Source organism: Pirellulales bacterium, assembly GCA_035533075.1.
GTDB lineage: Bacteria > Planctomycetota > Planctomycetia > Pirellulales > JAICIG01 > DASSFG01.
Genome location: DATLUO010000280.1, coordinates 28,648 through 51,605, shown reverse-complemented (window position 1 = coordinate 51,605; position 22,958 = coordinate 28,648). Strand labels below are relative to the sequence as shown.

The window sequence follows — 22,958 nt, the reverse complement described above, 5'->3', positions numbered from 1 at the left end:
AACCGGCCGCATGTCACCCCGCCTCGTGTTGCCACCAGCTAAAGCCAGCATCAGGTGCCGTTTCAGCCCGATCCAGCGGCGCCCCTCCCAATGATCGAGTCCGACCTCGCCTTTGCCGTCCTCAAAGCAACGTTCATCGCGCGGCTTCCGCGGCGACGCGTGCCGCCGCGAGTTCGCGCGGATGAGGTTTTGCCGCGCGGCCGGGCAGCGAGGTGAGCACGACGCAAATCGTGTCGCTGGCACGATCGGCCCAACAGAGCGTGCCCGTCGAACCGGTATGGCCGAATGTCTGCGCGGAACATCCGGGGCTGCCCGACTCGTATTCGATCCGCTTGTCGTTCATCAGCGTGTGGACCGGACCGGGGCAGATGGCATTCACGGTGATGCGGAACACCCGATCAACTGTCGGAATCCGACAGTTGGCCAATGGTGGGGGTTCCCTTCGCGTTCTCGACGAGCAGCGCGGGTCCGACACGGCCACCGAGCACTGGTTGCTAAATCGATCTGGCCGGAAGATAATTGCGGCCATAATCAACCGGCAGACATCAGAGTGACGAGAATGGTAAGGGTCGGCATCGTAGGAATTGGTTTCATGGGCATGATCCATTACCTGGCCTACAAGAATGTGCCGGGGGCCAAGGTCGCCGCGATTTGCACTCGCGACAAAAAGAAGCTGGCCGGCGACTGGCGCGAGATCAAAGGAAATTTCGGGCCGCCGGGCACGATCATGGACCTGGGAAAGATCGCCCGTTATGCGGACTGGCGTGAGGTGCTCGACAATCCGAAGATCGACCTGATCGACGTCTGCCTGCCGCCCAAGCTGCACGCCGAAGTGACAGTGGCCGCCCTACAAGCGGGGAAGCACGTGATCTGCGAAAAGCCGATCGCCCTCAATACGGCCGACGCCAGGCGGATGGTCAAAGCGGCCCAGCAATCGAACAAGCTGCTGCTGATTGCCCACGTGCTCCCCTTCGTGCCCGAATTCGCGTTCGTGCGGCGGGCGGCGGCCAGCGGCAAATACGGCAGGCTGCTGGGCGGCCACTTCAAACGGATCATTGCCAACCCGCTGTGGCTGAAGGATTTTTACGATCCGCACAGCGTGGGCGGTCCGGTCGTCGATTTGCACATTCACGACGCCCACTTCATTCGCCTGTTGTGGGGCATGCCGCGGGCGGTGCAGTCTACGGGCCGCGGGCATGGCGACGTGGTGGAGTTCATCAACACGCAGTTTTTATTCGACGCCGAGACGCTGGTCACGGCCACGAGCGGCGTGATTCAACAGCAGGGCCGCAGCTTCACGCACGGCTTCGAGGTCTACTTCGAGAAGGCCACCATGACCTACGATTCGTCGGTGCTCGACGGCCAGGCGGTGACCGGCATGCCTCTGACCGTGCTCACCGCGCGCGGCAAAGTGGAGCGGCCGGCGCTGAGCGAGACCGATGCCTTCGCGGCGGAACTTGCCGACGCGGTCAAAGCGGTGCGCAGCGGGCGGCCCTCGGAGCTGCTGGCCGGCGAGCTGGCGCTCGACGCACTGACCCTGTGCCAGAAGGAAACCGAATCGGTGCAAAAAGGGCGCGCGGTGAAGATCACCTGATCGCCATATCTTGCTAAAAAATGCATCTGACCTTCGATCAAGTCACCAAGTTCTACGGCCCGGTCATCGGCGTGAACGACGTCTCGTGCCGCATCGGGCCGGGCATCACCGGACTGCTGGGCGCCAACGGGGCGGGCAAATCGACGCTCATCAAGCTGGCCAGCGGGCAGCTTCGCCCCAGCCAGGGAACCGTTCGCGTGGGCGAACATGACGCCTGGTCGACCGCCGCCAAACGATTCTTCGGATACAGCCCCGACCTCGACCGCTTCTATGAAGAAATGACCGGCCGCGAGTTCGTCGATACGATGGCCCGGCTTTACGGTTATCGTCGAAGCGAAGCCCGTGACCGCACCGAGTTGGCCTTGGAAGAGGTCGGCATGACCGAACGTGCCGGACGGCGGATGGCCGGGTGCAGCCACGGGATGCGGCAGCGAATCAAGCTGGCCCAGGCGCTGGTCCACGATCCCGAGCTGCTGCTGCTCGACGAACCGCTCAACGGCATCGACCCCGGCGGCCGCCGCGAGATCAACGACCTGCTGCTGCGCCTGGCCGAACGCGGCAAGACCATTCTGGTCTCCACGCACATCCTGGTCGATGTCGAGCAGCTCGCCGATACGATCGTCATGATCTCGCGCGGCCGCCTGATCGCGTCGGGCACGTTGACCGAAGTCCGCAATCTGCTGGCCGATCAGCCGCTGGTGATCGAGATCGTCAGCGACCGGCCCCGCAACTTCGCCTCGCTGCTGGCGGCCGCAAGCTATGTGCGCAGCGTCGAAGTGCGCGACGACACACTGACCGTCAAGACGGGCCAGCCTGCCCGGTTCTTTGCCGACGTGGGTAAGCTGGTCGTCGAACATAACTTCGAAGTGCGGCGAATGCAGACGCTCGATTCCGGCGCCGACGCCGTGTTCGATTACCTGGAGCGGGGGGCCTCATGAGCTTGCTGCGGGCCTGGGTCACGCTGTTCTGGCTGTCGTTCCGCCGGCTGCTGTGGTCGACCAGCACGCTGATGGTGCTGCTGCCGATGGCCGGCGGCACGCTGTTTTTGCTGCGGCGGCGATATGACTTGATCGGCGACTACGACCGGGCGTTTCAACTTTTCAGCGAGTTTGTGATTATCGTGTTTGTGGCCTTCCTGGTGCCCATCTGCGCGTTGGCCTACGGCACGTCGAGCGTGGGCGCCGACCGCGAAGACCGCACGCTGCTGTTTCTGCTCATCCGCCCGATACCGCGGTGGCTGGTGCTTTCGGCCAAGGTGGCCGCCGCGCTGCCGTTGGCACTCGGCCTAGTGGTACTCTGCTTCAGACTCTATTGCGCTCTGGCCGGACCCGCGGGCGAACTGGCCTATCAACTCTTTCTGCCGGCCGTCACCTACAGCACATTGGCCTATTTGGGGCTGTTTCACTTGTTTGCCGTGTCGCTGCCGCACTCGACGATTGTGGCCTTGATCTACGCCTTGTTCTTCGAGTTTCTGCTGGGCAACATGCCGGGCATCGTCAAGCGCGTGGCGGTAAACTATTATGGCCGGTCGTTGATGTATGCGGTCGGGGCGACCGACGGTTTGCAGCGGCCGGGGTGGTTCGAGCCGATTTCGGTCGATGCGGCCGGCTGGACGCTGGCCGGGATCGCCGTCGGCTCGCTGCTGTTGGCGGCGATCGTTTTTCAGTTTCGCGAATATCGCGATTTGACGTGAGGAGGATGGGCTTCCAAGCCCGTCACCGATTGTCGTGACGGCCAAGGAAGGCCATGTGCTCGGTGACGGCCTGGGAAGGCCATCCTCCGTGACGCTTTTATATGGAAGGAAGATGTCATGCAAACGCTTCGTTACGGCATTGTCGGTGGCGGCTTCATCACGCGGTTTCAGCTCCGCGCGATCAAGCAAGTGCGGGGGATCGAGGTGGCCGGACTGGTTTCGCGGCGGCCGCCCGAAACGGCCGCGGCTTATGTTCGCGAACAGGGCATGGGCGAAGGCCGCATTTTCCGCAGCATCAAGGAGATGGCCCCGCACGTCGACGTGATCGCCATTTTCAATCCGAATTTCACGCGGCTGGCGACGGTCGAGGAGGTCGTCGAGGCGGTCAAGGCCGGCGCCGCGTTGAAGGGCGTGATTTGCGAGAAGCCGCTGGGGCGAAACCTGGCCGAGGCGCGGCGGCTGGTGGAGATGATCGACGAAGTGAAGCTCCCGACCGCCTACTTCGAGAACCAGATTTTCATGAACTCCGTCCGCGCGGCGCGCGAGCAGCTTCGCCCGGTGATGGCGGCGATGGGACCGCCGCTGTTGGTCCGTTCCGGCGAAGAGCATGCGGGACCGCACAACGGCTGGTTTTGGGATCCCGTCGAGCAGGGCGGCGGCGTGATGAGCGACATGGGCTGCCATTGCTTGGGCGTCGGCTGGTATGCGCTCACTCCGCCCGACAAGCCGGTGCGGTTCCTCGAGCCGCAGTCGGTGTCGGCCGATCTGGCGCTGTTGAAATGGGGCCAGCCGCGCTGGCGCAAGGAGATGCTCGACCGTTTCGGCGTCGATTACGGCAAGACGCCCGCGGAAGACTATGCCACCGGCATCGTGACCTACCGCAATCCCGATACGGGCCAACACGTGCGGAGCCAGTTCTCGGTTTCTTGGATGTTCGACAAGCAGGGGATGCGGCTATCGCTGGAAGGTCTTGGCCCCGGCTACGGCTTCGACATGAGCACGCTCCGGTCGTCGCTCGACGTGTTCATTGGCGACGTGGCGGCGGCCGGCGTGGCCGACAGCGAGGGGGCGCTGGAAAAATCGCAATCGAGCCGCGGGCTGCTGACCGTGCAGCCGAACGAGGCCGATCTTTACGGCTACACCGACGAGAATGAAGACGCCGCGGCGGCCTTTCGCGCGGGCCGCTCGGCGCTGTTGGACTGGAATTACGGCGTGGAGATCGTCCGCCTGACGATGGCGGCCTATTTGTCGTCGGAGCGAAAAGCGACGGTCGATCTGACCGACCGCGAAACAAACAAGTTTTTGGAGAGCTACGTGCCGTTGATTCAGCAGGGCCGCGGTGGTGAGGTGCTGTAAGGCGGCGAATCGCTCAGTTCGTACTCGACTTGGCGGCCCGCCAGACGGTTGCTATCCTTGTACGTGGAGGCATTTACACCATGCAGACTATCTTTATTCGTTTTTCGACGCAAGAAGATCGCTTCCGCGGCTTCTATGATCTGACAACGCGGGCGCACATCAGCAGCTTGCCCGGCGAGGTGTACCAGGTGCCCCTCGACGCCCTACGTTTGCTCGACGATCAGCACGTCGCCTACCGCCGCGCGACGGACGACGAAGTAAAGGCCGCCCATGATCACAGCCCGTTGCGGACGTCTTCCAGATAGGTATACCCCTGCAAGCCCTCTTCGTAGAACCGCAGCAGGCGGCCCGCCTCCTGAAAGTCGAGGCGCGTCTCGCGAACCGCCATCTCGACGTCGGTCCGCAACTTTCGCACCAAGGCGTCGGGTTCGAACTCCACATAATCGAGCACCTCGCGCACCGTGTCGCCTTTGATCACCGTCTCCAGCACCACGCTGCCGTTGGCGTCGAGGCTGACGTGAACGGCGTTGGTATCGCCGAATAGATTGTGCATGTCGCCCAGGATCTCCTGATAGGCGCCCAGCAGAAACGCCCCCAGGTAATACGGCTCGCCGTTGAACGAGTGCAGCGGCAACGTGCGCTTCACGTCGCGGCGGTCGATGAACAGGTCGATCTTGCCGTCGCTGTCGCACGTGATGTCGCCCAGCACCGCGTGGTGCGTCGGCTGCACGTTCAGCCGGTGGATCGGCATCACCGGAAAAAGCTGGCGGATGGCCCAGCTATCGGGCATCGACTGAAACAGCGAAAAGTTGCAAAAGTAGGTGTCGCTCAACAGGGCGTCGAGGCCTTGCAGGTCTTCGGGCACATAGTCGAGTTGCCGCACCAGCCGCTGCATCTTGCGGCAGATGGCCCAGAACAGGTTTTCGGCCAGGCTCCGCTGGTCGAGCGGCAAATAACCGCCGTTGAACAGGCCCATCGCCATGTCGAGCGCCTGCTGGGCGTCGTGGTAGCTTTCCAGCAAGTTCCGCGGGATCACGTTTTGATACGTGCTCACCAGGTCGGTGATCGGCTGCTCGATGTCGGGCGGCAACTCGCTGGGCACTTCCCACTCGCCCAGCCCGGAGACGCCCAGCACGTTGAACACCAGCGCGCTGTGATAGGCCACCACCGCCCGGCCGCTTTCGGAGACGATGGTGGGGTGCGGCACGCCGGCATCGTCGCATACGCTTTGAATGTGATAAACGACGTCGTTGGCGTACTCTTGCAACGAATAGTTGGCGCTGGACTCGAAATTGGTCTGCGAACCGTCGTAGTCGACGCCCAGGCCGCCGCCTACGTCGAGGTATTCCAGCCCCGCGCCGCGCCCGGCCAACTCGACGTAGACCCGCACCGCTTCATTCAACGCCTGCTTGATGTGCCGGATGTTGGGAATCTGGCTCCCCAGGTGAAAGTGCAGCAGCTTGAAGCAGTCTTGCATGCCGTGCTGCTTCAGCTCGTCGGTGGCGCGCAGCAGCTCGCTGACGGTCAGGCCGAACTTCGAGCGGTAACCGCCCGACGATTGCCAACGCCCGCTCGATTTGGTGGCCAGCTTGACGCGCATGCCGATCATGGGACGCACGCCCACCTTGCGGGCAAATTCGAGAATCAGCCCCAACTCGGTGTACTTCTCGACCACCGGGATGATCCGCCGGCCGATCTTGTGGGCCAGCATCGCCATCTCGATGAACTCAGGGTCTTTGAAGCCGTTGCAGATGATCGGCGTGTCGTTGGAAGCCAGGGCCACGACCGCCAGCAGTTCGGGCTTCGAGCCGGCCTCCAGGCCGAAGTTGAAGGGACGCCCGAACTGGAGCACTTCCTCCACCACCTGCCGTTGCTGGTTGACCTTGATCGGATAGACGCAGCAGTATTTTCCGTTGAAATGGTGATCGCGGATGGCCTGCTGAAAAGCTTCGTGGATTTCGCCCAGGCGGTGCTGGAGAATCTCGGCGAAACGGATCAGTATCGGCAGGTCGATGCCGCGGAGCTGCAAGTCGTCGACCAACTGCTTGAGGTCGATCGAGCGGGCCGGGTCTTTGGTGGGATGCACGCAAAGATTGCCCGATGGGTTGACCGAGAAATACCCCGCTCCCCAGCGGCCAACGTCGTAAAGATCGGCGGCGTCCGTCACCGACCAAGGCTTGACCTGCTGGTCGATCATCGTATGCGGCACTCCTGAGAAAAGGGTCATCGAAAATGGGAATATCGTATCTTATACTTCACGCGGGCAGAAATGAGACATTTGGCCGACAACTGATGGTGGCCGGGGCAGAGGCTGGCCAAGTTGCGGTTGGGAATGCCCAAAAGCGCCGCGGCTAGCCGATGCCCCGGTAGCGCCACCCACCGTGGCATCGCTGGCCGGCAGGGCGTGTTCATGATTCCCAAGTCGAACTCGGCCAGCTTCTGCCCCAGCCACCGCTTTTGCTCGCGGAAAAATGTCTCATTCTGGGCCGCGTGCAGTATAGCGAAGATCGCGTCAGGAACCAGATGGTTGCCGTTGCGCAAAGCGACATGGTATGCTCGCATAATCCACACAATTGCGATGCTACGGAGGTGCTCCTGTGCTCCGACGTTCAAAGACAACGGCTTTCTTGGCGGCGATGTTTGCCGCGGCGGTCGGTCTTGTCTTTGCCGCGGCCCTCTTGGCGGCCCCCAAATCGGGCAAGCGACCGCCTCCGCGCGAAAAGCAAGCGGCGGCCGAGAGCGAGGCGGACAACGAGCGCGACGCGGCCGACGACGAGGAAAAACCCGTTCGCAAGACCGACCGCGAATGGAAGCGGCTATTGACCGGAAAGCAGTATCGCGTCACTCGTCAGAGAGAGACGGAGCCGCCCTTCAGCGGCAAGTACGTGCATACCAAGAAGGAGGGCGTCTACCGTTGCGTCTGCTGTGGGTCGAAACTGTTTGCCAGCCAGACCAAGTTCGATTCAGGCACCGGCTGGCCGAGCTTTTACGCGCCGCTGCGCGAGAAGGCGTTGCGGGCGGCGCCCGACTACAGCGACGGAACGCCGCGCGTCGAAGTGACTTGTGCGCGGTGCGAAGCTCATTTGGGCCACGTGTTCGGCGACGGTCCGCAGCCGACCGGCTTGCGCTACTGCGTCAACTCCGCCTCGCTCAAGCTCGACGAACAGCCGGGCAAGGACGGAAAGCCGGCGAAGTAGGGATCTGCCCCAGCCACCGCCATCCATCAACGACGACTGACAGAGCAGTAGGGCATTTCCAGGTAACCTTCGGCAAGCCGTCAGGCGCCGCCATCCGCCATCGCGCGGCGCAGCTCTTTGAGTAGCTTTTCGATCCGGCGGTGAACGACGACCGGCCGCGTGATCACCAGCACTCCGGCCGGCCGAAAGACGTGGATCGACCGCGGATCGGGCGTGGACTCCTTGCTGGCCGCAGCCTCCGTGAGCACTTCGACCAACGCATCAAAGTCGCTGTCGTCGGTGAAACCTTTGCCCGGCGGCGTCACCAGATCGCGCACCGGATAGACCCGCGTTTCAATGATCTCGTCGGCCTGCGCCTTGCTGGTGATGAACAGCACCTCGTCGTGAATGATCCACGTCAGATCGATCTCGCTAAGAACAAGATCCAGCGCCGACTCCAGCGAGACGCCCTTGATGGATCGCGTGATCGGTGTGTCTGTGGCGCAGCCGGCATCGGCCAACGCTTTCTCGTCAAACTGGACTTCGATCTTATGCCGCTGCTTGATGTACTCGATCACGTCGCTCAGCGGCTGCTCGGCAAAGTCGACCTCGGTCGGTTCATCGAGTGCGGCCACGATTTTGGCTTCGAGCGCACTCTTGGACGGCCTCGCCGATTCGGCCCGGCAGTCGCGGAAGTCCGCATGGACGACTGCCAGCGTCACCACAAGAATTCCCGAAAGCATCGTCGCGCGCGTGCGCAATGGCTGTACGTTGAAACTCCACATGATTCTTCTCCTGTTCTGAACCGGTTTAAGAAGTGTCGCCAGACCAGACCCACTCGGCGCCGAGTGGGCCGACTATGTGACAGGCTACCACCGCCGAGAGCCAGCGGCAACTCGACGGTGAACTGCGCCCTGATTTGTGGCCGCAGACGTAAGGTGGGGCCAGCGAGCTTGCGAGCGGCTGCGAATTCCTCTTCGAGGCCACCCCCGCCGGCGTTCAGGCCACCCTGGTCACGCCCGCACACTGACCCAAAGCGCCAGTTTTGATGTTGCGCTATAGGTGCCCCGGAGGGGCAGAGGAGTTTAGCCGTGGGTGCCAACCCACGGGAAACGTGGGAAAACACGCCCAAAGCCGCGTAGCGGCGGCGGAGAACCCACACGACACTCCGTCGCCGCTACGCGGCTGTGGGGACGATCGCTGAATGTCACCGTGGGTTCGCACCCACGGCTAAACTCCGTCGCCGCTACGCGGCTGAGCTTGGAGTGCGACGTCCACTTCGAGCCACTCGGCACCGCCGCTGGCCCTCCGTCGCCGCTACGCGGCTGAGCTTGGAGTGCGACCCTGAGAGCCGGCGAGGTGTTTGGTGGAAATACCGCCCGCCTGCCCCGGACAACGGACCACGGACGACGGCCAGGTGCTTGCTTCCTCCGCGGCAGCGGTTACAATCGGCCACCGTAGAGGCGTCGATGTCCATGTCTCCCCTGGAGGTGCTTCGATGAAGGATTCCATTCACGCCGAGCGGCCGGACTCCGGCTTCAGCCGCCGGGCCTTTCTGCGCGGCTCCGGTGCCGCCGCCGCCGCGACCGCCCTGGCCACCGGCCCCGGCGCCGTCGAGGCCGCTCAAGCGAAAAAGCCAAAAGTCACCGGCGGGCAAGGCACGAGCAAGATCAAGCTCACCGTCAACGGCCAGAGCCGCGAAGTCGAGGTCGAAACCCGCACCACGCTGCTCGACGCGCTCCGCTATCAACTCGATCTGACCGGCGCCAAGCCCGTCAGCATCGACGAGACCAGCGGCGCCTGCACCGTGATCATGGACGGCAAAACGATCAGTGCCAACACCACGCTAGTCATGCAGTGCGTGGGCAAGAAGATTCAAACCGTCGAGAGTCTCGGCGGCAGCAGGCCCGATGCCGTGCCGCTGGCCTTCGTCAAGCACGACGCCATGCAGTGCGGTTTTTGCACGCCGGGCTTCGTCGTGGCCGTGCGGGCATTCCTGGATAAAAACCCCAAGGCCACCGAAGCCCAGATTCGCCAGGGCCTCAACGGCAACATCTGCCGTTGCGGCACTTACGCCAACGTGATTCAAGCCGCCATCGACGTGGTGAAAGGAGGCAAGAAATGATTGCCTACAATTGGCCCAAATACGGTGAAGCGTCGGTCATCGGCAAAGAGCACGACCGCATCGACGGCCTGGAAAAGGCCACCGGCGCCGCCAAATACACCTACGACATCAACCTCAAGGGGATGCTGTTCGCCAAGATTCTTGGCTGCCCGCACGCCCACTGCAAGATCAAGTCGATCGACACCAGTTCGGCCGAAAAAGTGCGGCGAGTCCATGCCGTCAAGGTGATGAAAAAAGAGGGCGACGAGATCCGCTGGCAAGGCGACGAGATCGCCATCGTGGCGGCCGAAACCGAAGCCGCCGCGGCCGATGCGTTGAAATTGATCGACGTCGAGTATGAAATGCTCGACGTGTTTGTCAAAGACGACGACTTGGAAGCTGCCGAGGAAGCCGGTCGCACGAAGGGAGCCGGCGAAGACGTTACGGTGGCCGCGGAGGCCGAACCCGACGTCGACGAAGACGAGTTCAACGTTCAGGAACTGGATCGGCAGTTCAAACAAGCGGCCGCGGTCGTCGAGGGCCACTACGGCGTGCCCGTCATTACCCACATGTGCCTGGAGCCACACGGTTCGACTTGCGTCTGGGACGGCGATAAGCTGATCGCGTATCTGTCGACGCAGAACGTATCGGGCACGGCCGGCCAGTTCGCCACGCCGCTCGACATCACTGCCGGCGACGTGACCGTGAAATGCGACTTCATCGGCGGCGGCTTCGGCAGCAAGTTCGCGCCCGACACGTGGGGCGTCGCCTGCGCCCAGTTGGCCAAGCAGACCGGCCGGCCCGTCAAGCTGATGCTCGACCGCGATCAGGAGCTGAAGGTGGCCGGCTGCCGGCCGTCGGGCTTCATCAAGGTGCGCATCGGCGCCGACAAGGAGGGCCTCGTCACCTGCTGGGATTCGACGCATTGGGGTACGGCGGGCGCCAAACCCGGCGGCGTGCAAAAGCAGGCGGTGCCTTATGTGTTGGTGCCCAAGAACTATCGCCGCAAGCAGATCTCGATCATCACCGACACCGGTCCCGACCGGGCCTGGCGGGCACCGAATCATCCGCAGGCATGCGCGCTGACGCAGACCGCGCTCGACGACATCGCGGCCAAACTGGGCCTCGACAGCTACGACGTGTTCATGAAGAATCTGGTCAACGCCACGCCCAAGAAACGGGGTGAGAGCATGGCCGACACCTACCGCGAGCAGATGCAGCGGGCGGCCGAGCTGATCGATTGGAAGGCCAAGTGGCATGCCCACGGCAAGGGCAAGCCCAAAGGCGACGTGGTCACGGGGCTGGGCATGGCCTTGCACACCTGGGGCGGCGGCGCGGTCAAGTGCGGCTGCACGGTGAAGGTCCATCCCGACGGCGCGACCGAGGCCTACCTCGGCAGCCAAGACCTTGGCACCGGCACGCGCACCGTGATTGCCAGCGTGATCGCCGAGACCTTCGGCCTGCCGCTCTCGGCGGTGAAGGTCAACATCGGCAGCTCCGCTTATACGGAAGCCAATCCGTCGGGCGGAAGCATCACGGTCGGCAGCGTCAGCGAGTCGAGCCGCCGCGCATCGCAAGAGGCGCTCGGCAAAATCTTCGAGCTGGCCGCCGACAAGCTCGGCGTCGACGCCGACAAGCTGGAGGCCATGGGCGGCCGCATCCAACTGCGGGGCGACGCCAAGAAGGGTCTCACCTGGCAGCAAGCTTGCCGCCTGCTGGGCATGAACGCCCTGGAGGTGACGGGCAAATACGATCCGTCGAAGATCAAAGACAGCCCGCTTAGCAGCTCGCAGGTGGGCGGCGTGCAGATGGCCGAAGTGGCCGTCGATCGACGCACCGGCGTGGTAAAAATGAAGAAGTTCGTGGCCGTGCAAGACATGGGCCTGGTCATCAATCCCAAGACGGCCAAGAGCCAGATCTACGGCGCGGCGATCATGGGTATCTCCTACGCGTTGTTCGAGGAACGCATCATGGACGCCAAGACGGGCGCGTTCGTCAACGCCGAGCTGTCTGACTACAAGCTGCCGCGGCTGGGCGACGTGGGCGAGATCGTGGTCGATCTCTGGCAGCCGGAAAGCGAGTACGAACGGGGCGTAGTCGGGCTGGGCGAGCCGCCGGTAATCAGCCCCGGCGCGGCCATCTCGAATGCCGTTTGCAACGCCTTGGGGGTGCGCGTGCCCGTGCTGCCGCTGACGCCCAAGCGTGTGTTGGATGCAATCAAGAAAGGAGGGAAGGCCTGATGAAAGCGTTTGATTTTGCCTCGCCCGAATGCGAGGCCGACGTGCTGGAGTTGTTGTCGGGCGAGCCGGGCCAGACCGAGATTCTGGCCGGCGGCACCGACCTGGTTCCGCTGATGAAGAAGATGCTCGTCACGCCCGACCGCGTGGTGAATATCATGGACGTGCCCTCACTGCGTGGCGTCTCGGCCGATTCGCTCGCCGTGACGATCGGCGCCACGACGACGCTCGACGACGTTTTGGAAGCCCCCGAACTCGATGACTATCCGGCCATCAAGCAGGCCATTCGCGGCATCAACGCCATGCAGTTGCAAGGGCAGGGGACGATCGGCGGTGAACTGTGTCAGCGGCCGCGCTGCTGGTACTACCGCAACGGCTACGGTCTGTTGGCGAATCGCGGCCGGTTGGTGGCGGAAGGCGAGAACCGCTATCACGCCATCTTAGGCAACGACGGGCCGGCCAAGTTCGTACACTCGTCGCGGACCGCCCCGGCGCTGGTCGCGCTGGGAGCGACGTTGCGGGTGATCGGGCCTCGGCCCGAAGACGAGACCCTTGTGCCTATCGCCGAGTTCTTCCGCACGCCTCGGCACGAAGGTCAGCGCGAGCACGTGTTGGCCCCCAACCAGTTGCTGACGCACATCCTCCTGCCGCCGGCCGCGGGCGTGGCCAACGCGACTTACGAAGTGCGGCACGGCGAAGGGCCGGATTATCCGCTGGCCGCGGCGGCGGTGGCCTTGAAGATCGTACACGGCATTGTGGCCGATGCCAACGTGGTGCTTGGTCACGTCGCGCCGACGCCGTGGATTTCACACGAGGCGGCCCAGGCGATCATCGGCTGGCCGGTGAACGAATCGACGGCCCGCGCGGCCGGTGAGGCGGCGGTGGCTGGCGCCACGCCGCTGAAAGACAACGAGTACAAGGTGCAACTAGCCAGTGTGGCGGTGGAGCGTGCATTGCTGCTCGCCGCCGGTCTCGAGACGGGAGGATTTTAGAGCCATGCCCAACACGAACGTTCAACCGGCCGACGCCCTGCGGCAACCGGCCTGTCGTCACCTGCTTTCCAAGGGGATGTGCGTGACCGGCACGCTCGACCCCGAAGTTGACAGCGGCATCATGGGCGACGGCTATTGCTGGTGCGCCAAGACCCAACGTCAGCTTGGCCCCGACAACGACTTCGTCGACCGGGTGAGTTGCATCGCCGGGCGAAGCTGCTACCTGGAACGGTAGGCAGTCGTCTCCGTCGCCTCGAAAGCCTAATTTGGGTGGCCGCAAGGAAAGGCGAAGCTAGAATTGGCTAGGGTGTTTGTCGACGTCGATCCGCGCACGTTGCACGTGCCCCCGGGCCGAATGTCGGGGGCTGATACCTATAAGCTTTTTCAGCAGATCGGACGGTTCGGTTCTTCAACGATTGGAATGCCAACGCCGTGGGCCTATCGTGGCACGGACGGTGAATTGATGCTAACCAACGGTGTGACGCGCTCGACGCGGTTGCGAAGCTCGCGCCGGGCACAAGAATTCGCGTTGAGGTTGTCGGCAACTTGCGAGGGTCGGTTGGCCATTTACCAACGATTGGAGATTTATTGCCATGATCACGGCGGAGCGTCGAGAGATTTTGCGGTTGCTTGACCAGTTAAGCGAATTGGCTCCTGATATGCGTTTTGGCCAGTTGGTGGCGAACCTGTCGTATCTTGCCGTAGCCCCGACGGTTGAAGCGATCTGGGATATGGAGGATGAGCAATTGCTTGAGGCCATTCGTCAGCAGATTGCGGACCTATCGCAAGCCGAAGTGACAGGAGCGTAGACATTAAGCAAGCGGATTCAGGACCGCGGCGGCAAATTGACCGAGGAGATTCGACAGAAATACGGCACCGTCGAAATCGCCGTCGATCTGATCCGTGAGATTTGCGACGGTGAATGCAGTACGCTAACTTCGCGTGAGTGCAGGATGGCCGATGTAACGGGTAACAGCCTGCGCAGGTGAATGCAGTACGCTAACTTCGCGTGAGTGCAGGAGAGGTGGAAATGAAACGCGATTACGAACCTGACGCAAGGGCGACATCGCCAGCTCTTTGGCGTGAGCTAGGCGAGGTGTGCCAACGCGTTCACCGGCATCTCTATGAAAACGGCAATAAGACCGCAGCGCGGCGCTATCGCCGTCGCTTGGAAAAACTCACTCGCGAGTTGCCTGATAACGATCTGGCGATCCTGAGAGAAGAGGCATTGGCGTTGCTCCACGAGTTGGACGACGATATTCCCGAAGCCGTCCGCCACCGCGAACGAGAGATTGAATTGATCGAGCGGGCTCATGATTCGGTGCGGGAATCGATCAGGTCGGGCCGCTGCGATGAAGGGATGGGCGCGTCGATCCTCGCCGACTGGAACCAGCCCGTGCTCGACGAACGCCGCGAAATTCTGCGCGGCCTGAGAGCCGAGCTTGACCGGCTGGCGGTCTGAAAAGTGAACCAACACCGGATACGGGCTCTTGCCGATGCATCCGCAGCGACAATTACTGCAAGGCTCATCGTTGTCAGGCGTCTCCATGCTGCGCCACGCCCGCGGCGACGTGAACGGGGCAAGCCGCCCCCTCCGTAAAACCCTCCGCCTCGATGCCGAAGCCGCGGTTGAAGCGTGCCCGGAAATTCTCCCAGGCGATCGCCGCGGTCAACTCTACCATCTGCCGCGGACTGAAATGCTCGCGCAGGCTGTTGAACAGTTCCTCCGGAACGTCGGCCGGCGTCCGCGTCAACGCCTCGGCGTAACGCAGCACCCGCTTCTCCAAATCAGAGAACGCCGCGCTCTCCTCAAACTCGGCCAGGTCGGCCAACTGCCGTTCGCTCAGTCCCTCCTCTCTGCTCACGGCAGAGTTGAGGTCGATTCAGAACGGGCAGCCGATGAGCGTGGCTGCCCGGAGGCTTGCGAGCAGCTTTAGTTCAGCAGGCAGCGAGCGTGCGGCCGCCAGCCCGCCCTCCATCTGTCCGATGGCCCTGAACAGCCGCGAGTGGTGCGCCGACACTTTCACCGGTTCGATGAGGCGGTCCTTGCCCGTCAGCTTGACGAATTTTCGGCGGACGAACCAGTAAACCAGCCGAGTCAACCAACCGGCTTCGTTCGGCTCGATGCCCTTCATGCGAGACATAAACCCCCCCTTTCCCAATCACCCGAAATGGTTCTGATTGGTGCAAGCTGCATGCCCTCACCGTGCTATCGGGCGCCGCACGGCCGCCTTTGGGTCTACTGCGACAGCGTACACACCAGGCGGACGCTGCCGTAGGGGGCGGCGAACTCCGGTGGCAGGCCGGCGCGGCTGGCGGAACGCGACAGGACCGCCACGCTTAAGTACGAACCGCCGCGCATCGCGCGGCAAGGCCCCTCGGCGGCGCCGATCGGATCCACACCGGTGCCGCCGGGGATGAAGCCCAGCCAATCATGGCACCACTCTCCCACATTGCCGTGGATCGAAAACAGGCCGCGCCCCGTCGGCTTCAAGACCCAACTCGGCTGCAAGCTGCCGGCGGAATTGCTCTGAAACCAGCCATAGTCGCCGGCCAATGATTGGTCGCTGCCGAAACTGAACGCAGTCACCGTGCCCGCTCGGCAGGCATATTCCCATTCCGCCTCGGTCGGCAAGCGAAAGCCCTTTCTTTCGGGACGCAACGGCCATTGCCGGTCGATCGGGTGCCCGTCGCGGTCCAGCGCCAACGTGGCCGGGTCGGCATAGCACTGGTCGCTTTCGCTCATGCCGGCCTGGAAGGTCAACCAGCGTGCCAGCAAGACCGCGTCGTACCAATTTATGCGGACCGCCGAGTGTTTCGGCGTCGGCGCCATTTCCCGCACCGAGGCGAGCCAGGCGTCGGCCGCCGCGGCGCCGCGGGTCTCCGTCAGAAAGCGCGTATACACTGCCCGTGAAAGAGGCCGATGGCTGATGGCGAAAGGCCGCGACAGTCGCACGCGATGCTGAGATTCCAGGTTCTGACGGTCGGTTTCGGTCGCGGGCGATCCCATCCAGAATTCGCCCGCGGGAAAGGCGATCATCTTCAACACATTGCCGACCCCAGTAGTCGGACCCAACGGGACCATGAACCACTCCCGTTGCCGGTCACGGGCGGCGGAATGCGGCGCGTAGTCAAAGCCATCGACGCGGTCGCGCATGTTCCAGGTTGTCAACAGCCACGCGCAGGCGGAGTGGATCGCGGAACTGGGATCGGTCTGATACCAGTCCGCAAGCCATTGCGTCAGGCGATCGCGGGCCGGTCCGGGAATTTCTTCGATGCGGAATTCGCCCAACGCCAAGATCAGCCCGAAGCGCACCGCCTCTTGGCGCGCGGCGGCGAGAAGCTCGATCAACTTTTCCGGCCCGACGCCGCGGGCCCGCAAACCGGCCACAAACTGCGTCCGGCTTTCCGGATCGTCGCCGGGCGTGAACACCTCGCTCAATTTGGGATCGTCTCCCAGGCGCAGCAGCGCGATCGCCGCCCCGGCCCGCAGGCGTCCCAAGGCGATTCGCTCTCGCTCAGTGATTCTGCCGTCGGCCGGTGGTTGGCGGCCGACGATCTCGCGCAACGTGGCGACGGCGGTCGGCCGGTCGGGCGCGGCGGCCAGGGTCGGCAGCAAGACCACGAAGGGTTCGGCACTCGCCTCGCTGGCCGCCGTCGCCAGCAGGCCGGGCCGGTCGACCGCCCAGGCGGCCAACGCGGCCGTGGCGGCGCTGCACACGTCACCGGGCTGCGAATCGTCGCGGAACGAGCGGTAGACTTCGGGCAACAGCCGCGACGCGATCGGCCGCAGGTCGGCCCGCAATTCTCGCTGGTGATCGACGGATTGGGCGAGCAGTGTGCGCGCCATAAACGCGGAGTCGTCCGCGGTCCAGTGCGTCGAGTCGGGCAGGTAGCTGGCCAGGGCCAGGCCGGCGTGAAAGCGACTGCTTGCGTCGGCGCGAACGTCACGGAGCGTTTGCCACAATGAGTCGATAAAGGTCTTGGCGTGCGGTCGCAAGCGGTCGCGGACGACCTCAAAATCGTCGTAGGAGCAGGTCAAGAGCGACCCGACGAGGTCGGTCACGCGCGTCGGATCGTCGTCGAGCAAGGCCAGATCGAGCCGCATTCGCTGTCGCGGGCTGAGGTCGCCGCCGGCAAGCATCTCTCGCAGCCGCGGCGCGACTTCGTCGTGAAAAGGGCGCAGGTTTTCGAGGATCAACGGTATCGCGGCCGGCTCGGCATTGCAGAGCAAATCGATCTGAGCCAAGGCGCGTTGGTGGTGTGCTTCGTCGATTTGCAGCCGCGCCCGGTTCACCAGACCGCTTGCGACGAGGGCCACGACGGACACCAACGTCAACGAAAAGGCCACCGCCCGCGCCCAGGCCCGGTGGCGGCGCGACCAGCGCGACCAGCGCTCGATCGGCCCTTCGCGATATGCCCGGACCGGCGCGTCGGCCAGCCAGTGCTCGACGTCTTCCGCCAAGGCGTGGGCCGAGGCATAGCGATTGCCCGGCTGCAAGGCCATCGCTTTGAGGCAAATCGCCTCCAGCGGTCGCGGCACGTCGGAGCGGACCCAGCGCGGGGGCGGAAAGTCGCCTTTCAGAATGCGGCTTCGCGTCACCGCGAAGTTCTCGTCGGCAAACGGCGGCTGATTGGTCAGGACCGTGTAGAGCGTCGCTCCCAAGCTGTAGACATCGCTGGCCGGACCAAGCCGGTCGAGCGCGCCGGACGCCTGTTCGGGGCCCATATAGGCGGGCGTGCCGATCACGGTGCCGGCGCGGGTGGCCGGCGTGTTGCCCGATGCCTGAAGGGCCACAAACGTTTGCGTGGAGCTGGCGGCCACGTCGCCTTGCGTGGCCGGTTTGGCCAGCCCCCAATCGACGACGAGCGTTTCGCCGTAGGGACCGAGCATGACGTTGGCCGGCTTGAGATCGCGGTGCAGCACGCCGCGGCTATGGGCATACTCGACCGCATTACAAATATCGATGAAGCGACGCAGCAACTTGCGCAGCCGCAGCTCGCGCTCGCCGGCGTCGCAGGGGGTCTCATGGAACTGCCGGACGGCTTCTTCGAGCGTCTGGCCGCGAATCAGCCGCATGGCATAGAAGGGCCGGCCATCGGGCCAATTGCCCAGGCTATAGACGGGAACGACGCCCGGATGTTCCAGGCTGCCGGTGACTTCGGCTTCGAGCAGAAACCGGGCGCGGCTTTCCGGGTGGTCGGCCAATTGCGGGTGCATTTCTTTGATCGCCACCTGTCTGCGCAGTTCGTTATCGACGGCCACGGAGACTCGGCCCAAACCTCCGCTGGCATGAGTCCGCAGCACTTCGAAGCGCCCAGGGCTGGTGGTGGCGGCGGGCGAGTCGCCAGGTGGCGGGAAAATCGGGGCGCCGAGCACAGGCGTTTCTGCGCCGGCGGGCGCCATCGTGCCGGCGAGCGACGCGAACGATTGCAACATGGCAGGCTTCCGCAGAGCGAGTTGGCAAGACTTCGCAAACATAGCATGACGCCATCGCCTGGGCTGGCGCAGCCGACGCGAGCGAAAACATCGGTACGTTCGTTATGGACGGTATGATCGACAGACACCCGTCCGCAGTAACGCATTGGGCGTAGGGTGGGACCAGCGAGCTTGCGAGCGCCGGCCCACCGTAATCGACGTCGCCAACGGTGGGCCGGCGCTCGCAAGCTCGCTGGCCCCACCCTACCTTGATCGCTCGATATGTGCGGCTAAAGCGATCTTTCCACGGCGGCACGGGTCTTTTCCAGACCCGTGCGGGCAACTTCCAACGGATCCTGCTCCCAGTAACCGCGGTTGAACAACTCCAGCGAAAGCATGCCGCAGAAGCCGGCGTCGCGCAGGTCGCGAAACAATTGGTCTAGCGGCGCAACGCCGTCGCCGGGATAGACGCGATCGGCGTCGGTGATCGTTTGCCGCGGGGGCGATGCCGGGTAGTCGTTCACGTGGAAGACGTGCATGCCCGCACCGCCCAGCAGCTTGATGCCGTTGAACTCGGAGCCGCCCTTGTAAAGGTGATAGACATCGAGGAGCAGGCAGGCGTTGCGATGGCCGGTTTCCACCGCCACATACACGGTCTCACCCAGACGGCTGAGGTTCTTGGAGAAGCCCCACACTTCGAGCTGCGGCGCCACGCCCATCTGCCGCCCCAGCTCGAGCAACGCCCGATAGCGCGTCGCGGCCTCCGATAAATCGAGGGCCGGTTTGTCGGTGGCGCCGGCAGGCGGGGCCGCGATCCGTCGGCCGCCAAGCTGGGCCACCAGATCCATCGTGCGTTTCGCTTCTTCCAGCCCTTTGGCCCGCTGCGCGTCGTCGCCGACGATCCACTGGGCAAAGCCGATGGCGCTGGCCACGGTCAGGCCGCGGTCGCTGATCCGCTTTGCCAGGTCTTTGAGCGAGCCGCCCTGCTTCACGTATTCGTCGATTTCGTTGATCCACGGCTCGATGCCGTCGTAGCCGGCTTTGGCGGCCAGATCGATCTCTTTCTCGATGCCCAGCTTTTGCCCGCGGACGGTGCTGGTGTTCAAGCAATAACCGAACGGCTTGCCGGGCTTCGTTGCCGGCTTCGGCCCGTCGGCGGCCTGCGTGACGGCGGATCCGGCGGCCGTCGCTCCCGCGGCGATGCCGGCTTGGGCCAGAATGTGACGTCGCGTCATAGGTTGGCTCATGGTCAGTCCAAGGTCTCGGGTCGGAAGTTGAAAAGTCGGCTGGTGCCTCACTATCGTAATCGAGACAACCGGAAAAAGGCAGCGGCAACGGGGAAAACGGTGGCTGGGGCAGAAGCTGGCCGAGTGTGCGCGGGGAATCACGAAACACTTCGTCGGCCAGCGATGCCCCGGCGGTGGCACTACCGGGGCATCGCCGCGGCGGAACGTAGAGGCTGAACTCGCCCATCGCGCGGCTCTGCCCCAGCCACCGCGTTTCGTCCTAACGACGGCCTCCTGCGGTATAATTGCCAGTTGGTTTCCTTCGCCGGCTCATTCATCCAGCCAATGCTCGCTCCTGAAACTCTCGCACAGCTTGCCCAACGCTTCCGCCAGATCGTGGGCACCGAAAGCGTGCTCTCGACGCATGGCGAGCTGGTTGTTTATGAGTGCGACGGGTTTGTGATCGAAAAGAACACGCCCGACGTAGCCGTCTTTCCACGCACTACCGAGCAGGTGTCGCAGATCGTGCGGCTCTCGAACGAGGCGGGCGTGCCGTTCCTGCCGCGCGGGGCGGGCACCAGCCTGGCCGGCGGCTGCTTGCCGGTGGGCGGCGGCGTGATGATCGTGCTCACGCGCATGAAGCAAATCGTGGAGATCAATCTCCGCGACCGGTATGCCGTCGTGCAGCCGGGCGTGGTCAATGTCTGGCTCACGCAGGCCCTGAAGGGAACGGGCTATCATTATGCCCCCGACCCGTCGAGCCAGGGAGCCTGCACGATCGGCGGCAACGTGGCCACAAACTCCGGCGGACCGCACACGCTCAAATACGGCGTCACGGTGAACCATGTGCTGGGCCTCGAAGCGGTGCTGGCCGATGGCTCGGTCGTCGAGTTCGGCGGCCCGGCGGAAGATCCTACGGGACTCGATCTCACCGGCACCCTCGTCGGCAGCGAAGGCACGCTGGCCATCGTCACCAAAGTCTGGGTGCGGCTGACGCGCGACCCGCAGGGCGTGCGGACCATGCTGGCCGTCTTCGAATCGGTCGACGACGCCACTAACGCCATCAGCGAGATCATCGCCGCGGGCATCGTGCCGGCCGCCTTGGAGATGATGGATCAGGGCATCTTGCAGGCCATCGAGGCCGCCTTTCACTTCGGCTTTCCACTCGATGCCCAGGCCATTCTGCTGATCGAAGTCGACGGGCTGGAAGCCGGCCTCGACGAGCAACGCGACCGCATTGTCGGTCTCTGTCAAAAGTCGCAGGCGCGCGAAGTTCGCCAGGCCGACAGTCCGCAGGAGCGGCAGTTGCTTTGGAAGTCGCGCAAGCAGGCGTTCGGCGCGGTCGGTCGTTTAAGCCCAAGTTACTGCACGCAAGACGGCGTCGTGCCGCGCACCAAGCTGCCTCACATCTTGCGGCGGATCTATGAGATCGGCGCCAAGCACGAGCTGCGCACGGTCAACGTCTTTCACGCCGGCGACGGCAACATTCACCCAATTCTGCTGTTCGACGAGCGCGATCCGGCACAAGTCCGCCGCGTGCTGGCCGCCAGCGAGGATATCTTGGAAGAGTGCCTGGCATGCGGCGGCAGCGTGACCGGCGAGCACGGCATCGGCGTCGAAAAGCTCGGCTTCATGCACAAAATGTTCACCGGCGACGACCTAGCGGTAATGGAGCGGCTGCGTCGGGCCTTCAACCCCCGCGGCAACCTGAGTCCCGGCAAGATGCTGCCGACTACGGCTGGCTGCGGCCTGGAACAGCGCCACCCGGGGCGAAAAGCGGCCTTGTAAGGGATGAGGGATGAGGGCGAAAGGCGACAACATCTCTCATCTCTTATCTCTCATCAGACCGCCGACAGGCCCTCCGCAAGTCCGGCCATGACCGCGTCTGCCGATTCGATTCCCACGGACAGGCGGACCGTGGCCTGCTCGATGCCCAACGACCGCCGCGCGTCTTCCGACATCGAGCGGTGGCTGGTCGAACTGGGATGGCTGAGGGTTGTGCTCAGGTCTCCCAACGAAGGGCAAAAGGGAATCGTTTTGGCGGCGATGAACCGCTCGGCCGCCGCCAGCCCGCCGTGCAACGTACACGTCACCATGTTGCCGAACCGGCCGTGGAACTGGCTGGCGGCGAGTTCATGATCCGGGTGTTCGGACAAACCGGGATGCTCCACTCGGCTGACCTTTTCGTGACCGATTAGGAACCGGGCCGCCGCCTCTGCGCTGGCCATGGCCCGCTCGGCCCGCAAGGCCAAGGTGCCGAGGCCGCGCAAGGCCAGCCAGCAGTCGAAAGGGCTGGTCGAGAAGCCCCAGGTCGACTGGGCGGCCTTGACTCGTTGCGGAGCGTTCCCTGTGCCGCAGAGCAGGCCGAGCAAAACGTCGCTGTGGCCGCTCATCAGCTTGGTCAGACTCTCCACCACCAAATCGGCACCCAGTTCGAGCGGCCGGCAGACGATCGGCGTGGCCAACGTGTTGTCGACCAGCAGCCGGGCGCCATGCGCATGGACCAACGCGGAGAGCCGGGCGATGTCGGTCACGCGCAGCAAGGGATTGGTGATCGTCTCGGCGACCACCAACCGCGTCGTCGGCCGCAGTGCCGCGGCGGTGGCGTCGAGGTCGCAGGTGTCGACCGTCGCCGCTTCGACGCCGAAACGGGCCAGCTCGCCGTTGAACAATTGCAGACTGCGTCCATAAAGTTGGTTGCCGACGACGACGTGGTCGCCTTGCGTCAGGTGGCTCACCGCGGCCAGGGCCAGCGCCGCCATGCCCGAGCTGCAAGCGGTGGCCCAGCCGGCGGCGTGCAACTCGGCGCATTTCTGTGCCAACTGATCGGCGTTGGGATGCCCGTCGCGGCTATAGACGTATCCGGCCGATTCGCCGGACAGCAGATTCTCGGCCTGCGCGGGCGACTCGCAACGATAGACGGAAGCGGCGTAAATCGGCGGCGACGCCGGCTCGGTCGGCTGCGGCGGCAGCTTTGGCAATCGAGCACAAATGTCGTCGGGCCGGTCGGAGAAGGACGAATTGTCGGGCATCATGGCCGCATTGTAGCAACGCGCGACAGCGGCAACCACGACGGCCTTCGGCCTGGTAACAAAGGCAGCCTGGAGCGTGCTTCACGCCCGGGTGGTGTCCTAATAGTGTGTTGCTGGCCCGCACTAACC

General features: G+C 63.9%; 21 protein-coding genes. 13 read left to right on the top strand and 8 right to left on the bottom strand.

Annotated features, from left to right (window positions below; all coding sequences use genetic code 11):
• The first annotated feature begins 181 nt into the window (after positions 1–181).
• From VNH11_34855 to VNH11_34835, 5 genes are all read left to right on the top strand, one after another.
• A complete protein-coding gene (locus VNH11_34855) occupies positions 182–1,594 on the top strand; it encodes a Gfo/Idh/MocA family oxidoreductase (protein ID HVA51574.1) in 1,413 nt (470 codons plus the stop codon).
• A 20-nt stretch (positions 1,595–1,614) separates the two neighbouring features.
• On the top strand, positions 1,615–2,532 hold the full coding sequence (locus tag VNH11_34850; protein ID HVA51573.1) for an ABC transporter ATP-binding protein: 918 nt from the start codon (positions 1,615–1,617) through the stop codon (positions 2,530–2,532).
• Positions 2,529–3,287 (top strand): ABC transporter permease subunit, encoded by a 759-nt coding sequence (locus tag VNH11_34845; protein HVA51572.1) that lies wholly within the window; start codon positions 2,529–2,531, stop codon positions 3,285–3,287. Before VNH11_34850 ends, VNH11_34845 begins: the two co-directional genes overlap by 4 nt.
• 117 nt (positions 3,288–3,404) lie before the next feature.
• Positions 3,405–4,643: a Gfo/Idh/MocA family oxidoreductase gene (locus tag VNH11_34840; protein HVA51571.1), complete on the top strand. Its 1,239-nt coding sequence runs from the start codon at positions 3,405–3,407 to the stop codon at positions 4,641–4,643.
• An 80-nt stretch (positions 4,644–4,723) separates the two neighbouring features.
• Positions 4,724–4,948 carry a hypothetical protein gene (locus VNH11_34835; GenBank protein ID HVA51570.1) on the top strand — a complete coding sequence of 75 codons (225 nt, stop codon included), beginning with the start codon at positions 4,724–4,726 and terminating at the stop codon, positions 4,946–4,948.
• On the opposite strand, the gene speA is transcribed toward VNH11_34835, so the two are convergent.
• Positions 4,918–6,870, bottom strand: coding sequence for a biosynthetic arginine decarboxylase (gene speA, locus VNH11_34830; protein HVA51569.1), 1,953 nt, complete (start codon positions 6,868–6,870; stop codon positions 4,918–4,920). The two genes, VNH11_34835 and speA, sit on opposite strands and share 31 nt — an antisense overlap.
• Positions 6,867–7,205: a hypothetical protein gene (locus VNH11_34825; GenBank protein HVA51568.1), complete on the bottom strand. Its 339-nt coding sequence runs from the start codon at positions 7,203–7,205 to the stop codon at positions 6,867–6,869. Before VNH11_34825 ends, speA begins: the two co-directional genes overlap by 4 nt.
• Positions 7,206–7,240: 35 nt before the next feature.
• Between VNH11_34825 and msrB the strand changes: the two genes are divergently transcribed.
• Positions 7,241–7,840 carry a peptide-methionine (R)-S-oxide reductase MsrB gene (gene msrB, locus VNH11_34820; GenBank protein ID HVA51567.1) on the top strand — a complete coding sequence of 200 codons (600 nt, stop codon included), beginning with the start codon at positions 7,241–7,243 and terminating at the stop codon, positions 7,838–7,840.
• 80 nt (positions 7,841–7,920) lie between these two features.
• Here msrB and VNH11_34815 read toward each other — a convergent pair whose 3' ends face one another.
• Positions 7,921–8,604, bottom strand: coding sequence for a hypothetical protein (locus tag VNH11_34815; protein HVA51566.1), 684 nt, complete (start codon positions 8,602–8,604; stop codon positions 7,921–7,923).
• Positions 8,605–9,317: 713 nt separating this feature from the next.
• Between VNH11_34815 and VNH11_34810 the strand changes: the two genes are divergently transcribed.
• The 6 genes from VNH11_34810 (at position 9,318) to VNH11_34785 (ending at position 14,614) form a co-directional block, all read left to right on the top strand.
• Positions 9,318–9,944 (top strand): (2Fe-2S)-binding protein, encoded by a 627-nt coding sequence (locus tag VNH11_34810; protein ID HVA51565.1) that lies wholly within the window; start codon positions 9,318–9,320, stop codon positions 9,942–9,944.
• Positions 9,941–12,163, top strand: coding sequence for a xanthine dehydrogenase family protein molybdopterin-binding subunit (locus VNH11_34805; GenBank protein ID HVA51564.1), 2,223 nt, complete (start codon positions 9,941–9,943; stop codon positions 12,161–12,163). Before VNH11_34810 ends, VNH11_34805 begins: the two co-directional genes overlap by 4 nt.
• A complete protein-coding gene (locus tag VNH11_34800) occupies positions 12,163–13,152 on the top strand; it encodes an FAD binding domain-containing protein (protein ID HVA51563.1) in 990 nt (329 codons plus the stop codon). The genes VNH11_34805 and VNH11_34800 overlap by 1 nt, the downstream gene beginning before the upstream one ends.
• 4 nt (positions 13,153–13,156) lie before the next feature.
• Positions 13,157–13,387 carry a hypothetical protein gene (locus VNH11_34795; protein ID HVA51562.1) on the top strand — a complete coding sequence of 77 codons (231 nt, stop codon included), beginning with the start codon at positions 13,157–13,159 and terminating at the stop codon, positions 13,385–13,387.
• Between the two features lie 358 nt (positions 13,388–13,745).
• On the top strand, positions 13,746–13,961 hold the full coding sequence (locus tag VNH11_34790; GenBank protein HVA51561.1) for a hypothetical protein: 216 nt from the start codon (positions 13,746–13,748) through the stop codon (positions 13,959–13,961).
• 221 nt (positions 13,962–14,182) lie between these two features.
• Positions 14,183–14,614, top strand: a complete 432-nt coding sequence (locus tag VNH11_34785) for a hypothetical protein (GenBank protein HVA51560.1) — start codon at positions 14,183–14,185, stop codon at positions 14,612–14,614.
• A 73-nt stretch (positions 14,615–14,687) separates the two neighbouring features.
• Here the strand turns inward: VNH11_34785 and VNH11_34780 are convergent, their stop codons facing one another.
• The 4 genes from VNH11_34780 to VNH11_34765 all read right to left on the bottom strand — a co-directional run bounded on the left by VNH11_34780 (position 14,688) and on the right by VNH11_34765 (position 19,806).
• A complete protein-coding gene (locus VNH11_34780) occupies positions 14,688–15,017 on the bottom strand; it encodes a hypothetical protein (GenBank protein HVA51559.1) in 330 nt (109 codons plus the stop codon).
• A gap of 18 nt (positions 15,018–15,035) precedes the next feature.
• Positions 15,036–15,296 (bottom strand): hypothetical protein, encoded by a 261-nt coding sequence (locus VNH11_34775; GenBank protein ID HVA51558.1) that lies wholly within the window; start codon positions 15,294–15,296, stop codon positions 15,036–15,038.
• 95 nt (positions 15,297–15,391) lie between these two features.
• Positions 15,392–18,592 carry a bifunctional serine/threonine-protein kinase/formylglycine-generating enzyme family protein gene (locus VNH11_34770; protein ID HVA51557.1) on the bottom strand — a complete coding sequence of 1,067 codons (3,201 nt, stop codon included), beginning with the start codon at positions 18,590–18,592 and terminating at the stop codon, positions 15,392–15,394.
• Between the two features lie 269 nt (positions 18,593–18,861).
• Entirely contained in the window at positions 18,862–19,806 is a 945-nt protein-coding gene (locus VNH11_34765; GenBank protein HVA51556.1) for a sugar phosphate isomerase/epimerase, read from the bottom strand.
• Between the two features lie 336 nt (positions 19,807–20,142).
• Between VNH11_34765 and VNH11_34760 the strand changes: the two genes are divergently transcribed.
• The gene (locus VNH11_34760) at positions 20,143–21,585 is read left to right on the top strand and encodes an FAD-linked oxidase C-terminal domain-containing protein (protein HVA51555.1); all 1,443 of its coding nucleotides are present in this window, start codon (positions 20,143–20,145) and stop codon (positions 21,583–21,585) included.
• Positions 21,586–21,638: 53 nt separating this feature from the next.
• Here VNH11_34760 and VNH11_34755 read toward each other — a convergent pair whose 3' ends face one another.
• Complete coding sequence (locus tag VNH11_34755; GenBank protein HVA51554.1) at positions 21,639–22,832, bottom strand: PLP-dependent transferase; 1,194 nt, start codon at positions 22,830–22,832, stop codon at positions 21,639–21,641.
• Between the last annotated feature and the right edge of the window lie 126 nt (positions 22,833–22,958).